Annotated in this window: 13 protein-coding genes and 1 pseudogene; 7 read left to right on the forward strand and 7 right to left on the reverse strand. The window is 71.0% G+C overall.

Annotated elements, in window-relative coordinates:
* Window positions 1-13 precede the first annotated feature (13 nt).
* Window positions 14-991 carry a hypothetical protein gene (locus OG711_RS37455; RefSeq protein WP_073788129.1) on the forward strand — a complete coding sequence of 326 codons (978 nt, stop codon included), beginning with the start codon at window positions 14-16 and terminating at the stop codon, window positions 989-991.
* Between the two features lie 284 nt (window positions 992-1,275).
* On the opposite strand, the gene OG711_RS37460 is transcribed toward OG711_RS37455, so the two are convergent.
* Window positions 1,276-1,650: a VOC family protein gene (locus tag OG711_RS37460; protein WP_329563348.1), complete on the reverse strand. Its 375-nt coding sequence runs from the start codon at window positions 1,648-1,650 to the stop codon at window positions 1,276-1,278.
* 273 nt (window positions 1,651-1,923) lie between these two features.
* On the opposite strand from OG711_RS37460, the gene OG711_RS37465 reads away from it, so the two are divergent.
* Entirely contained in the window at window positions 1,924-2,343 is a 420-nt protein-coding gene (locus tag OG711_RS37465) for a nuclear transport factor 2 family protein (protein ID WP_329563350.1), read from the forward strand.
* A 142-nt stretch (window positions 2,344-2,485) separates the two neighbouring features.
* Here the strand turns inward: OG711_RS37465 and OG711_RS37470 are convergent, their stop codons facing one another.
* Both OG711_RS37470 and OG711_RS37475 read right to left on the reverse strand, forming a co-directional pair.
* Window positions 2,486-3,268 (reverse strand): sulfite exporter TauE/SafE family protein, encoded by a 783-nt coding sequence (locus OG711_RS37470; protein WP_329563352.1) that lies wholly within the window; start codon window positions 3,266-3,268, stop codon window positions 2,486-2,488.
* A gap of 240 nt (window positions 3,269-3,508) precedes the next feature.
* Window positions 3,509-3,805 (reverse strand): barstar family protein, encoded by a 297-nt coding sequence (locus tag OG711_RS37475; RefSeq protein ID WP_266510920.1) that lies wholly within the window; start codon window positions 3,803-3,805, stop codon window positions 3,509-3,511.
* Between the two features lie 245 nt (window positions 3,806-4,050).
* Between OG711_RS37475 and OG711_RS37480 the strand changes: the two genes are divergently transcribed.
* From OG711_RS37480 to OG711_RS37490, 3 genes are all read left to right on the forward strand, one after another.
* Entirely contained in the window at window positions 4,051-4,479 is a 429-nt protein-coding gene (locus OG711_RS37480) for a ribonuclease domain-containing protein (protein WP_266510917.1), read from the forward strand.
* Between the two features lie 402 nt (window positions 4,480-4,881).
* The gene (locus OG711_RS37485; protein ID WP_329563356.1) at window positions 4,882-5,250 is read left to right on the forward strand and encodes a hypothetical protein; all 369 of its coding nucleotides are present in this window, start codon (window positions 4,882-4,884) and stop codon (window positions 5,248-5,250) included.
* Between the two features lie 179 nt (window positions 5,251-5,429).
* Window positions 5,430-5,912 (forward strand): GNAT family N-acetyltransferase, encoded by a 483-nt coding sequence (locus OG711_RS37490; protein WP_329563358.1) that lies wholly within the window; start codon window positions 5,430-5,432, stop codon window positions 5,910-5,912.
* A 279-nt stretch (window positions 5,913-6,191) separates the two neighbouring features.
* Here OG711_RS37490 and OG711_RS37495 read toward each other — a convergent pair whose 3' ends face one another.
* Together OG711_RS37495 and OG711_RS37500 are read right to left on the reverse strand one after the other, a co-directional pair.
* On the reverse strand, window positions 6,192-6,902 hold the full coding sequence (locus tag OG711_RS37495; protein ID WP_329563360.1) for a tectonin domain-containing protein: 711 nt from the start codon (window positions 6,900-6,902) through the stop codon (window positions 6,192-6,194).
* Window positions 6,903-7,343: 441 nt separating this feature from the next.
* Window positions 7,344-8,777: an FAD/NAD(P)-binding protein gene (locus OG711_RS37500; RefSeq protein ID WP_329563362.1), complete on the reverse strand. Its 1,434-nt coding sequence runs from the start codon at window positions 8,775-8,777 to the stop codon at window positions 7,344-7,346.
* 196 nt (window positions 8,778-8,973) lie between these two features.
* Here OG711_RS37500 and OG711_RS37505 point away from each other — a divergent pair, with 196 nt between their 5' ends.
* Window positions 8,974-10,080 carry a helix-turn-helix transcriptional regulator gene (locus OG711_RS37505; RefSeq protein WP_329563364.1) on the forward strand — a complete coding sequence of 369 codons (1,107 nt, stop codon included), beginning with the start codon at window positions 8,974-8,976 and terminating at the stop codon, window positions 10,078-10,080.
* Window positions 10,081-10,360: 280 nt separating this feature from the next.
* On the forward strand, window positions 10,361-10,993 hold the full coding sequence (locus OG711_RS37510) for an SMI1/KNR4 family protein (RefSeq protein WP_266510905.1): 633 nt from the start codon (window positions 10,361-10,363) through the stop codon (window positions 10,991-10,993).
* A 121-nt stretch (window positions 10,994-11,114) separates the two neighbouring features.
* Here the strand turns inward: OG711_RS37510 and OG711_RS37515 are convergent.
* Together OG711_RS37515 and OG711_RS37520 are read right to left on the reverse strand one after the other, a co-directional pair.
* A pseudogene (locus OG711_RS37515) lies at window positions 11,115-11,938 on the reverse strand (carboxylesterase family protein); the annotation flags it as partial.
* A 111-nt stretch (window positions 11,939-12,049) separates the two neighbouring features.
* A complete protein-coding gene (locus OG711_RS37520; protein WP_266510902.1) occupies window positions 12,050-13,144 on the reverse strand; it encodes an endonuclease/exonuclease/phosphatase family protein in 1,095 nt (364 codons plus the stop codon).
* Window positions 13,145-13,155 lie beyond the last annotated feature (11 nt).

The following is a 13,155-nucleotide window of genomic DNA, read 5'->3' on the forward strand; positions in this document are numbered from 1 at the left end:
TTAGCGTCCCCCCATGATGAGTCGAAACTGGGCCGCCGCGGCTGTCGCCCTCTCCTGTCTCGCCGTCTCCGCCGCCCCTGTCGCGCACGCTGCCGACCCCTCCGCCGCCGGGGAATGGCAGCCGGTCGGCACCGGGATCACCGGTGGCGCCAGCGGACTCGCGGTGATCGAGAACGGCGCGAACGAGGGCGAGCCGATCGACCTCGTGATGGTGCGGGACAACAAGAAGCCCGGTGAGAACCGGATCGCCACCGTGCAGTACCGGCATTCGAGCCCTCCCCTGGTGAGGGAGCTCCCCTGGCGGGGCATGGAGGAACCGAAGGACCTGGAGGCCGTCGACGCGGTACCCGGCCAGCCAGGGGACTTCGTCGCCCTGTCCAGCGACGGCACGGCCTACCACTTCACCCTCGACCCGGACGCGGCCATGGTGTGGGGAAGCTCCCCGGTCCCCGGCCGCGCCTCCGGGGACAACTACGAGAGCTTCGCACTCACCCGTCAGCACGGCCGGACCATCGCCGTCTGGGCGACCCGAGGATCGAGCGACGCGCAGCCCGCGCAGGTGCGCGCCGCCGAGTACGACCCGAACAGCGGGGCGTTCGGCCCCGCGTCGGGCCCGGCCCGGTTCAGCGTGCCCGACCCGCTGCCCGTGGACGGACAGGAAGTACGGCACGCCAGCGACATCAAGATCCACGCGGACGGCACGCTGCTCCTCACCGCGGCATCCGACCCGAACATCAACTCCGGCCCGTTCGCCTCGGCCGTCTACCGCGCCGGAAAGGTGACGTCCGACACCGCGGGGCGGATCGCACTGGAGCTGCGTCCCAAGAACCGGCTCACCCCGCTCGCGTCCTTCAACAAGGAAGTGGACAACCGCAAGATCGAGGCGGTCGCCTGCCCCGCCAACAGCGGCTCCGGGATCGTGGGCACGGACGACGAGGACCAGGGCGGCTCGCTGCTGCTCCTCGACATCTGCCCGAAGCCGCGGAACTGACCGTACGGATTTCAGGCGCTCCTCCCGCCAACCCGCGGCCGACCCTTCCCCCTCGGCGCCGAAGCAGCGGGCAGAGCGAATCTTGGCCCGGCCCCGCGCGCACGCGGAGGGGCCGGGCCGACGTACTCGCAGCGGCAGCTGACGGCCCGCAGGCCACCAGCTTCCGACGACGACTCGTCGATGAACCAGGCCCGAATCATGCGCGAGTCAAGGCACTGCCCTCGACAGGTACGCCTCCGGACCCGCTCGAACGGCCGAGCGCTTCGGCATCAGGACAGGCGTGGTCAGACAGGCTGGAGGCGGGTGCGTAGAAGGCAGAACTCGTTGCCTTCCGGGTCGGCCAGGACGTGCCAGCTCTCGTTGCCGGTCTGGCCGACATCGGCGGGCACGGCGCCGAGGGCGAGCAGCCGCTCCAGCTCGGCGTCCTGGTCGCGGTCGGTGGCGCTGACGTCGATGTGCAGGGGGAGCTGCCCGCTCCGCGGGGCGCTGCTGGGACTGAGGACGAGAGTGGGCTGCGGGCCGCCGCCGGGCGGCCCGATCTCGATGCTTCCGTCGTCCTCCCGGCCGACTTCGACGTAGCCGAGGACCTCGCTCCAGAATGCGGCGAGCCGGTCGGGGTCGGCAGCGTCGAGGACCAGTTCACTGATGCGGCATGCCATGCCCGGAGTCTACGTGGACGTACGGAGGAGGACGGGCCCGGCTGGGCCGCAGGCGCCGCGAGGGGGAAGGCGGTGGGGACCGGCGGCGGCGCCGCTGTTCGTCAGGGAGGCCGCCACCCGCGCGTCGACCGTCCCGCCTTCGAGGCGCCGGCCTCCGGTGCTGCTACCGAGGACGCGCGGAGCGTGGGGTACTCCCGGGCAGCACATGAGGGCCGTCGAACGGGCAGTCGTCGGAGGGGAATTATCCGGCCGGCCAACGGACTTGTACCGACCATGACGACGACCGTGACCGCCCGTGAGGCGGCAACCGCCCTGTTCGATCAGCTGTTCTCCGGTGCCGCGCCCAACGAGCTGGCAGAACGCTTCGACGAGAGCGTGGACTGGTTCATCCCTGGTCATACCTCTGTGGTGCCGTGGATCGGCCGCAAGGTCGGCCGTGCCGGCGTCGCCGAGTTCTACGCCCAGCTCGGGCAGGGGGCCAAGGTCGAAGAATTCAAGGTCGACACCGTCATCGGGGACGGTGACCGCTGCGTTGTCCTCGGCAGCCTGCGGACCACGATCCTCGCGACGGGCCGCGACATCGAGACCGACTTCGCGTTCGACATCGAGGTCCGTGACGGGCTCATCACGCGCTACCGCATGTTCGAAGACAGCTGGGCGGTCGCCGTGGCGTTCGAACCGAAGGCGAGCTGACCCGGGCGCCGCCCGGAGACCGGGGACCGTGGCGGCGGCTTGAGCATCCGGCCGCCGCTACCCGGCCCCAGGGACATCCGACGCCCACCCGTCGATCCCTGGGACATCCGACCTGCGGCGCGTCCGGTGCTACGGGGTCCGCTCACGCCCACTGGTCGAACGCCAGCTTCGCGACCAGCGAGAAGACCACCACCAGCAGCACTCCCCGGACGAACCCGCTGCCCTTGCGCAGCGCCATCCGCGCCCCGGCCATCGCCCCGGCCAGATTGAACACCGCCAGTATCGCCGCGAGTTGCCAGAACACCGTCCCCTGGAACGCGAAGACGGCGAGCGCGCCCGCGTTGGTGCAGACATTGACGATCTTCGCGGTCGCCGAGGCGGTCACCAGACCCAGCTGGAGTACGGCGGTCAGCCCCAGCACCAGGAACGTGCCGGTGCCGGGGCCGAACAAACCGTCGTAGAAGCCGATGCCGCCGCCGACCAGGACGATCGCCGTGACCGTACGGGCCCGGGTGACCGGCTTCGAGCCACCACCGGTGGCCGTGCCGAAGCCGGGACGCAGAAGGACGAAGGCGGCCACCCCCAGCAGCGCCAGCATGATGACCGGCCGCAGCACCTCACTGCTGATCCCTGCCGCGAGGGACGCACCGCCCATCGATCCCGCGAGCGCGGCGAGCCCGATCCGCACCGCCGTCCGCACGTTCACCGGTGTGTTGCGTACATAGGTGACGGCCGCCCCGGTGGTTCCGACGATGGCGACCGCCTTGTTGGTGCCGAGGACATGTGCGGCCGGGGCCTGCGGCAGTCCGAGCAGCAGGGCGGGGAGCAGCAGCAGTCCGCCGCCTCCCACCACCGCGTCGATCCAGCCGGCCGCCGCGGCGGCCAGAGCGAGGAGAACGAGCGTGGTCAGGGATATGTCAGGCATGATCGACGACCCTAGTACCACCGTCGCGGCTCGGGCCGACCGCGTAGTACGGCCGGATGCTCGATGCCCTGCTTCGGGATCGGTACGGCGGCGCCGAGGGCGGACGCTCGGGTGTCCGGCGCCGGCGCCGCCGGCCGGCCGGGCCGGTGTCGCCGACCGGCTCACTCGTGCGGTCGGGTCCGAGGACCACGAATTTGCCTGTGACCGGTGGTGAACCGGGCGCGTCTCCCGTGGCGGGGGTCAGGCCGGCGGGTGGACGACGAGGCGGTTGCGCTGTCCGTCGAAGACATCGGCCAGGGAGAGGGCGTCGGGGTGCTGCCCGGTGAAGAGCCCCCGCTGCTCGACGTGGACGGTCAGTAGGTCGTGACGGTCGATGACATCCGAGATGCCCCGGGTGTCGATGGTGTCGGCCCACGCATCGAGGTTCCGGCCGAACCAGACGGGCAGGCCGCACGGCCCGGCGACCGCGTCCCAGAAATCCTCAAGCGTCTCGATCGGCTGTCCGCGGAGGTCGATCACCAGCTCGCTGTCCGTCACCGCAGCAGACTAGCCAACCCGCCGCCCGGGCCGTTCGGGGGGAGACGGCGTAGATGCGCCGGGGGCTGCCGCCCGGAGCAGACCCGGTCACGGGCGCCTCACCGAAGCCGGCCCGGTCTGCCCGGTCCCGGATGTCCCGGGGCTTTGAATCCGGTGAAGATCCACCCGGTGCCTGCCGTGTCGCCGGTGTCCGGAGTGCAGTTGGACAGGACATGATTTCTTTCCGGGCGTTTCGCCATACCGTCGTGGCCGCACTGCTCGTGGCCGCCCTCGATGTTCCCGCTGCCTCGTCGGCCGCACCCGTACAAGCCGCTGCTCACTCGTCGGTGCGCCCGGCCGACATCCTCGATCCCCCGCTGCCGGTCGAAGCCTTCCCCCGACAGGTCAAGGAGGCGTGCGGGATCTGGAAGGAACTGGAGTGGCCGCAGGCGGCCCGGGGCACCGACTACCCGGTCGTGAACACCCGCCTCGTCATCCGCGGCAGCAACGTCTACCGCAACCGCTCCGGCGACCTGCCTCTCAGCGGGAGCTACCGCGAGTACGACGTCAACCCCCGCCCCCCGGGCCAGCGCCGCGACGCCGAACGCGTCGTCCGCGACCCCGGCACCCGCACCGTCTGGTACACGGCCGACCACTACACCAACTTCCGTGAGATCACCTCCGGTTGCGGGTGAGACCCGGACCACCGGAGTCCGGCGAGCCGTCCGGCGCGCCGGACTCCACGGTACGTGGGCGCCGGGGCCCGCCCTCCTGGCGGTCGACCGATCGCCGCCCACGAGAGGACGTGCGGTGCGAGTGCACGTCCGGGGCCGGTGACCGGAACCGCATCGCCCGTCCCGTGTCCGCCCGTGTGTCCCGTGCCGAACGAGTGCGTCGTTTCCGGCCGTTCCGGCGATACCGAACAGGACGATCCGACTGGACGCCACGATCCGCCCGGTGGGTTCCGCAGGCACACTGGGCGAGACGTTTCCGTACGGCGTGACGTGCACCGTGCCCACGCGGGAGCCGGGCCTGCCGATCACGGTCTGGTCGGCGGTGTCCTCCAAGGTCTCCCAAGAGCTTCCAGGACGGACGGTATGAGGAACTTCGTCGAGGGCGTCCCCTGGGGCGTGGTCCGTATCGAGTCCGTCGGCTCCAGCGGGAACATCCCGCAGATCGACCCACTGCGGTCACCGGTGGTCGCGGACGACCAATGTGTGGCCGCAGCGGTCGTCCACCCCGACATCTCACCGGTGACGATCTCGGTGCTCGGAGAAGGCGACGCGAACCGGGGAATCCCCGTCTTCGACGGATACATGGACACACCGCACCATGCAGTGGTGATCGCCGACCTCGTGGGCGACGACTTCATCCACACGATCCCCGTGCCAGGGGGACGCACCCGCGTCCGGATCTTCATGGACGATCCCCGCGAGGCCCAGCACATCGAGATCCGCTTCGCCTGAGAGCCCCACCGGCCAGAAGCGCACGCTCAAGGGGACCCACCCACCTCCTGACCACAGGCGGCGAAGGGTCCTTCGTCCCTCCTCCTGGCAAGCCCTCTCCTCGCAGTGGCACGGCAGGTCCCGGGGAAGCGGTGACGCGGACTTGGACAGCTGAGCGGCCTTCCGGGACACTGCTCGGCATGGTGCGGTTGAGGGTTCTCACGGAGGATGACTGGCCGCTGTGGCGGGATGCCCGGCTGGCAGCTCTGACGGAGGCGCCGCACGCGTTCAAGTCCCGGCTATCGGACTGGCGCAACGGCGGCGAAGAGTTGTGGCGGGCGCGCTTCGCGTTGCGCGCATCCTGCAACATCGTCGCGTTGCTGGACGGCCGACCCGTAGGGATGGCTACCGGTCTACCGGAGGACGGCGGTGGCTGCGAGCTGAGGTCCGTTTGGGTCAGCCCCGGAGCGCGGGGACGTGGTGTCGGAGACGGCCTGATCGAGGCGGTCGAGACGTGGGCCCGGCGGTCGGGCGCCGTGACGCTGAAGCTCGCGGTGCTCCCCGGCAACGAGGCCGCGCTCGCCCTGTATCAACGCAACGGCTTCGCCGTCACGACAGAGTCCGGTGACGTGCTACCCGACGGGGTGACCAGGGAACGCGTGATGCGGAAGGAGCTCCGCTGAAGGAATGGCACACGGTGCCACCCAGGTCATGACGCCACACGGCCAGCGTGTCCGGCCGACGACCCACCGCAGATCGGGGGCTGTGGGAAATGTCCGCACCCCGGTGAACGCGCAGTCCGGCTCGCCACGGAGCAGATCGGGCGGGCGGCTGGTAGGAGATTTCGCGGGCCATCCGCGCGGGGAGCTGAAACGTCTCCCCGCGGTTGCGGCTTGCACGACTACGTGCCGCGCGGGCCCTGGCCTGACCGGCCAGGGCCCGCGCGGACAGCGGGCCGGGGGTCAGCTGGGCTGGTCGCCGGTGTAGCGGTAGATGTCGCCGCCGGTGTTGATGTGCCACGCGGTGCCGTCGGCGCCGGCGGCGATGTCGATGGCGGTGCCGGGGATCTTGACCCACGGGTTGCCGCCGCTGGCGTCGTTGTTGGTGTACCGGTAGATGCTGCCGCCGGGGTCGACGCCCCACACGTTGGTCCGGGAACCCACCGCGATCCGCTTGAGACTGCCGTTGACGTTCTTCCACGGATTCGCGCTGTCCTGGTCCCCGGTGTACCGGAAGACCTGGTTCCCGACGTTCACGCCCCACACCGTGCCGTCGGCGCCCGCGCCGATGTCGCTCAGTGCTCCCGGGATCTTGATCCACGGGTTGGCGTCGTGGTTGGTGTACCGGTAGATGCTGCCGGCGGAGTCCACGCCCCACACGTTCGTCCGGGAGCCCGCGTCGATGCGGACCAGACTCCCGCTGATGCCCACCCAGTTCGTCGTGGACTGGTCTCCGGTGTACCGGTAGATCTGGTTGCCCGCGTTGACACCCCACGTGGTGCCGTCCGACGCGGCACCGATATCGCTCAACGCCCCGGGGATGTTGATCCAGGGGCTGCCGTCGTAGTTGGTGTACCGGTAGATCGCGCTCGCCGCGTTCACACCCCACACCGTCGTCCTGGATCCCGCCGAGATGGCCGTGAGACTGCCCGCGACCTTCACCCAATCCGCCATGCCGAGAACTCCCCTTCCTCGCACCGGTAGTGGAAGCCATCCAACGCGACGAGACGAGCCCATAGGCGGGTGAATTCCTCTCCCGCTGACAAACAAGCCAGTGAAGTCAGTGTTTGAATCCCTGCGGACTGCCAGGGTGAGGGCAACAGCGGCCCAGCGGGCAGCACTTCGGCTCAAAGAGCTGTCCCACCCGCGGGGGATCGACACGGGCATCAGCCCATGCGTCCACGCCTGGCCGGCCCGCCCGCCGCCCGGCCGGAGGGCCAGGGTGCTCGCGGTGGTCGGCGCGGCACGGCTCGCCGCCGACCTCCACGGATACGGCGGCTACACCGCCAAGTCCGCCCGTGCTGACCGCCGTGCTCGACCACGCGGTGACGGCCGCGGGCGGCTGACGACCGGCGCCGGGCCTCCTCCGGCCGGGCCTCCCCGCCCCGGCCCCGGTCAGGGAGGTCCATCGCCGGCCGCGACGATCGTCTGCGCGGCGCGTGCCGCTCGGGCCGCGATGCCCGCAATGCTTGACGTGATGAACGGACCGCCCCCGGCCAGGTCTCCCACCACGTGCAGGCGCGGGTCACCCGGAACCAGCCCACCGGCCGGATGCAGTTCGGCGGAACCGTCGGCCAACAGGGCCGTGACCAAATGCCCGGCCCCCCGAGGTATCGCCCGCGGCGCCGGGTTCACGGCGTTGATGACGGCGTCGAAGGTGCGTGCGCCGTCGTCGCTGTGCACCCGGAACGCCCCGCCCGACACCTCGATCTTGCGGACGCCTCCGGCGACGGCGAGTTGCCCGGAGTCCAACAGCCGCATCATGGTGACGGCGTTCACCGGGACCATCGGTGAGGCCACGCTCGTCGCCGTGCGGAAGTGGCGCCGCAGCCGGTCACGGTCGGGCTCGGGCAGCAGCCGCCACACGTACGGGCCAACGCTGTGCGCGGTCTCCTGAAGGACTCGGCGGCCGATCCTGGAGTCGTCGACAGCGTCCAGTTGCGCCCGCAGGCGCTGGACCGGATCCTCGGTTGTGGTCGCCAGCAGTTCGGCCACGAACGCTTCGAAGTCCTCTCCCGTCTCGGCCAGTTCGGCTCGCAGCAGCCCGATGAGGTCGTCGAGGGTCACGGCACCGTGCTGCCGGTGCAGCACCCCCACCCGCTCGGCGGTCATATGCTGCGGCCGGTGCTCGACCGGGCGCTGCCAGACGTGGGGCAGTACACCGCTGCGGGACAGCAGCGTGATCGGCCCGGTGTGCCCGTACGCGGCGAGCGACACGACGACGTCGACCGCGGTCAGACCGCTCCCGATGACCGCGATGTCGCTGCCGGCCGCGATCCGGTCGAGTGTGCGTGCCAGCGGGTACGGATCGTGCACGAAACCGGAGGCGCCGCCGAGACCGTAGTGGTCCTGCGGCGTCCCCCCGCCCACGCACAAGGCCACATGGTCGGCCTCGTGCCCATGTCCGTCATCGGTGCGGAGCGACCAGCCGGCCCCGGACCGGGCCGCCTCGATGACGCGGGCGGTGACGACCCGCACCCGCCAGCCGAGTTCGCGCAGGGTGGCCAGCGCCGTCTCCGCGGTGTGTGCCAGGTACTCGCCGTAGAGCGCGCGCGGAACCAGCGGCCGGTCCAGCCGTTCGTCGAGGTGAGCCCGGCCGCGCGTGCCCAGCCAGGCCGCGTAGTGCCCGAAGTCCTGGTGGCGGATCGACATGATGGCCGGTGGTGCGTTGACCAGCACCGTGTCCAGGTCAGGGCCGTACGGGCGGCCTCGCCACAGATGCGGGGACGGCTCGAACACCGTGATGGCCCCAGGGCTGTCGGCGGTGGCCGCCAGGCTGTCCAGCAGACCGACCGCGGCGGCACCCGCTCCGACGATTGCGATGTCCATGCTCTTCGTTCGTCCCTTCACGTTCCGTGCCGCCGCCGGATGGAGCCGCGGCCTGATCGAGACTCGCCGCCCTCAGGGCGGAGCCCCATCCCCCGCGAGGGGTGACCAGCCGGGAACAACCCCCTCGAACAGGGGGTTGGCGCGGGACAGGAAGGCGGGCAGGCTGGCCCGCATCCACACCACGGGAGGGATCTCCATGTCCGACGCGCGCCGCCACATCGACGCGCTGTCAGGTCACGCCAAGGTGCTGTCGAGTGCCGATCGGGTCACTGACACACGTGAACTCTTCAGCCGGACGTCCGCCAAGCTGCGACGGCTTATTCCGTTCGACTCAGCCGTATGGGCGGCCACCGACCCGGAGACAGGTCTCATCACCGCGCCGATGCTGGTGGAGAACCTCGGCTCCGGCGAGGGCTGCGCCCAGTACTGGGAAAGCGAACTCCTGGAGGAGAACGTCCTCCCGTTCCGGGACCTCGCCCGCGCCGCCGTCCCGGCGGCCGGTCTGCGCGCGGCCACCGGCGACCTGCCCGCGCGCAGCGCGCGCTTCCGCCGGTTGCTCGGAAGCCAGGGCGTGGACGACGAGCTACGGGCCGTGCTGCGGGTCGGCGACCGGCCATGGGGCGTGGTGAGCCTGTTCCGTATGCGCGGTGGCGCCCCGTTCGGCCCGGCCGAGATCACGCTGCTGGCCGGTCTGTCCGGTCCGCTGGCGTCGCGGGTGCGCCGGTTCGCCCGCCCGTCCGCGTCCGGCCACGGAAGCGACGCACCAGCGCCCGGACTGGTGCTCCTCGACCCTTCCGGCGAGCCGACGTCGATCAACGACGAGGCGCGGCAGCACCTCGCTCAACTCCCTGAAGGTCCTTCCATCCCCTCGCGGTTGGGCCTGAGGCTGCCGATCTGGGTGGTCGCCACGGCGTTGCAGGCCCGGGCGATCGCCCTGGGCCGCGACCGGGCAGGCGGCGCGAGGACACGCATCCGAACCGTTGACGGCCGTTGGTTGACCTGCCACGCCTCCTGTCTCAGCGGTCCCGCTGGGCAACCCGGTCCCGTGGCACTCGTCATCGAGCCGGCGGCCGCCACCGACCGTGCGGTCCTCATCGCCGAGGCGTACGGCCTGACGCCGCGGGAGCTGGAGATCACCCAGCTCATCACGCGCGGGCTGCCCACCACCGAGATCGCCGCCACACTGTTCATCTCCCCGCACACCGTGCGCGACCATCTCAAGGCCGTCTTCGTCAAGGCAGAGGTCTCCAGCCGAGGTGGACTCGTCGCACGACTCTTCGGCGAGCACTACCGGCCCGTGTGAGCACCCCCCCCGCACAGGCGTCGAAGCGGCGGCGGCCGGTCTCGATGTGACCGAGGTACTGAGTGACACATCTGCGCGGCCGTCGTCGGCCGCCTCACCTCCGGCGGCGACAACATCGGCACCGGTCACCGGTCACCGGCATCGACGCCTACCGCCTGGCCACCACTCGACCACGCGACCACTCGCGTCCGAGCCGGAGGGCGGGCCGCCGACCGGCCTCGCTTCACCGGTCGGCAGGGCCTCGATCCGCCGTGTCGGACGGGTGGGGCAGGATGTCTCCATGGCACAGCAGACCTTGCCCCCGTCGGAGTCCTGGCGCCTGATCGACGCCTGGCTGGCCACGCACGCGGCCGCCGATTCCGCACTCCTCAATGCGGCGGCGACACCGGACGAGATCCGACACGCGGAACAGATCCTCGGCGCCCGGCTGCCCGATGACCTCGCCGCATCCCTGCGATGCCACAACGGCGTGAGCGCCTGGACGACCTTCCTGCCGGAGCAGTCCCCGCTCACGGTGAGCGGCATCGTGGACCGCTGGCAGACCTGCGTGGACATCGCGGCGGACAACGACGGCCTGACTCCTCGCCCCTGGGAAGAGGAGCCTTGGTGGCACCGCCTCTGGGTCCCCTGGGCCGAGAGCGCCGACGGCGTGGCGCAGGTCATCGACCGACGTCCTGGCCCTGACACGGGGCGTCTCGGCTGGGCGGGCCACGGCGGTGGCGGTGACTTCACCGATTCCTGGCCCGATCTGGCGAGCCTTCTCCACGCGGTCGCGCAAGCACTCCATGAAGGCGGGGGCGTCCGCGGACTGCACCCCTACCTCACCACGCAAGGTGGGGTGTGGTGGGACGAAGAGGGCTGCGGCGAGGTGAACGGTCGCCCGCTGAAGTCCGCACCGATCGGGCTGCCCTGACCCCCGGCCGACGCAGACCGCCGCCGAGCCGACGCGAACCACCCGGCCGCTCCTGGTTCCCACCAGCACTTTCGAGGTCTCCGACCCCGGTCGTTCTCACCTCGCGTCGACAAATGCCCGGTCAGCCGGGTTCCTCTTCGCCCAGGATCTCCACCGTGGGTCGCCGCGGGTCGAAAGGAGCCCAGCCCGGGTTGCCGGTGCGGGCGAACGCGACCCAGGCGCCGTGCACTCGGGCCGCCGGCCTGGCGGGGGCGGGGGCGGGGCCGAGCAGGTCGGCGTCCCCGTGCAGCCGGGGTTCATCGGCGATGTCGAACACGAAGGGCAGTTCGACGGTGTGGGCGGCGCCGAGCCGCCCGTCCAGGGCCGTCGAGCGGTACCCGAACGAGTAGAGGCGCGTGCGGCCGCCCGAGATCCGTGCGTGGGCCCGCGCCATGCGCGTCGTACCGGCTTCGAACAGGACCTGCCCGAGCACGGCGGAGCGCAGCGAGCCCGGTGTCGCGTCCGGCCGTGCCGCGCGGAGTGCGGCGAGGACCGTCCGCGGGTCCGCGCACGCCCGGGTGGCGAAAGCGACCAGGTCGGCCTGCGTGGTGGACTCCAGCTCGCCCCGCGGTGCGAGATAGAGGTGCCCGGATCGCCGCCGAAGGCCGCGATGGTGTCGCGTACCCAAGCGAGCGCGGCGAGCAGGTCGAGCGGCCCGCGGTTCGGTGGAGCACCCGCCAGGTCGAGGAACCCGGGGATGCCGAGCCGGTAGTTCACCGTCACCAGGACGACGCCGTCGCGGGCGAACGCGCTGCCGTCGTAGAGCGCCGCGCGGTTCGAGCCTGTGACGAAGCCACCGCCGTGCACGAAGACCATGACGGGTCGTCTGCCGGCGGCTGCGGGCGTATGGACATCGACGGTCAGGTATTCCGCGCCAGGCACCCAGCCCGGCCCGAAGTAGGGGGATCGCGACGCTGCTCTCTTCCTCCCGCTCTGTCAGGACCTGAAACAACATCTCAGCCTTTCACCGGTCGGCGGCCGCCGAGGGGAGAACAGCCGACCGGGGCACGAACCTGCTCAGCGTGTGGCTATCCGGAAGGTGCTGAGTACGGCCTTGTGGTCGGTCGGCCAGGTCCAGGTGGGCTCCCAGAACCTGTCCCTGCCCGACTCCGGCACCCGTTCGTTGCGGACGATGGTGCTGGACGGCCCGACGATCACGCTGTCGAGCAGCCGGATCCGCCGGTCCGGGTGGTAGAAGACGAAGTCGATCCGGTCCCGCTCGTCGGCCTTCGGCGCCCAGGTGAGCTGGCCGACGTCGGCGCCCGGGTTGTCGCTCGGCCAGGTGAAGCCCGGCCTGCGGACGGGATCCGGGTGGATCACGCGATAGCTGTCGCGGAATCCGGCGTCCTCGATCGCCTGCGTTGTCGACCACTTGACGACGGCGCCGTTGTGGTCGAACAAGTTCCGGGTCCGGTGGTTCCAGTCCCGGTGGGAGGGCTCGTTGAAGTCACCGGCCAGCAGCGTGAGCCGCCCCTTGGCCCGCTCCTTCGCGGCGTCCGCGAGTACCGTCCTCGTCACCTCCGTACGTCCCGAGGCCGCGTTGAGCTGTGTGATCAGGCCGGTATCGGTGACCGGACCGGTCGGGATCTCGTCCCAGCCGTACTCGGAGGTCTCCAGGGGCGTGGGCGTGCCACCGCCGTACCCGCGCGGCAGGTAGTTGACGTAATAGCGGTACTCCAGGTGCCCGGAGTAGGCCGCGACCTCGGTGCCGTGGACCGAGACGACCGCCTTCGACCAGTACGGGAACGACGCGTGCTCGATGATCGGGTAGCGCGAGATCACCGCGGGATCGGCTGGGTTCTCGTTGTCGAAGTAGGTCAGCCCGCGCTCGGCGAGATCGGCCAGGAGATGGGCCACCCGCTCCGGGTTCGACTCGCTGAGCATCACCACGTCCGGCTTGACCGCGGCGATGGTGTCGGCGATCCCCGCCCGGCCGCCGGGCACCCGGCTACCGCCGAGCCAGATGTTGAACTGCATGACCTTGAGCGTTCGGTGCGACGGCCTGCGGTGCTTCCGCGCATCCTGCGGGGCGGCCTCGGCCGTGCCCATTGCCAGCACTCCCGCTCCGACGGTCGCGCCGACCATCCCGAGCAGTTCGCGACGCTTGACCATCAATGACCTCC

The sequence above is a fragment of the Streptomyces uncialis genome (genome assembly GCF_036250755.1).
Classification (GTDB): Bacteria; Actinomycetota; Actinomycetes; order Streptomycetales; family Streptomycetaceae; genus Streptomyces; species Streptomyces uncialis.

What these genes read in the sequence shown, in the direction of transcription:
- OG711_RS37455 (WP_073788129.1), top strand. Translation starts at nt 14, where the DNA reads ATGATGAGTCGAAACTGGGCCGCCGCGGCTGTCGCCCTCTCCTGTCTC.
- OG711_RS37460 (WP_329563348.1), bottom strand. Translation starts at nt 1,650, where the DNA reads ATGGCATGCCGCATCAGTGAACTGGTCCTCGACGCTGCCGACCCCGAC.
- OG711_RS37465 (WP_329563350.1), top strand. Translation starts at nt 1,924, where the DNA reads ATGACGACGACCGTGACCGCCCGTGAGGCGGCAACCGCCCTGTTCGAT.
- OG711_RS37470 (WP_329563352.1), bottom strand. Translation starts at nt 3,268, where the DNA reads ATGCCTGACATATCCCTGACCACGCTCGTTCTCCTCGCTCTGGCCGCC.
- OG711_RS37485 (WP_329563356.1), top strand. Translation starts at nt 4,882, where the DNA reads ATGAGGAACTTCGTCGAGGGCGTCCCCTGGGGCGTGGTCCGTATCGAG.
- OG711_RS37490 (WP_329563358.1), top strand. Translation starts at nt 5,430, where the DNA reads ATGGTGCGGTTGAGGGTTCTCACGGAGGATGACTGGCCGCTGTGGCGG.
- OG711_RS37495 (WP_329563360.1), bottom strand. Translation starts at nt 6,902, where the DNA reads ATGGCGGATTGGGTGAAGGTCGCGGGCAGTCTCACGGCCATCTCGGCG.
- OG711_RS37500 (WP_329563362.1), bottom strand. Translation starts at nt 8,777, where the DNA reads ATGGACATCGCAATCGTCGGAGCGGGTGCCGCCGCGGTCGGTCTGCTG.
- OG711_RS37505 (WP_329563364.1), top strand. Translation starts at nt 8,974, where the DNA reads ATGTCCGACGCGCGCCGCCACATCGACGCGCTGTCAGGTCACGCCAAG.
- OG711_RS37510 (WP_266510905.1), top strand. Translation starts at nt 10,361, where the DNA reads ATGGCACAGCAGACCTTGCCCCCGTCGGAGTCCTGGCGCCTGATCGAC.
- OG711_RS37520 (WP_266510902.1), bottom strand. Translation starts at nt 13,144, where the DNA reads ATGGTCAAGCGTCGCGAACTGCTCGGGATGGTCGGCGCGACCGTCGGA.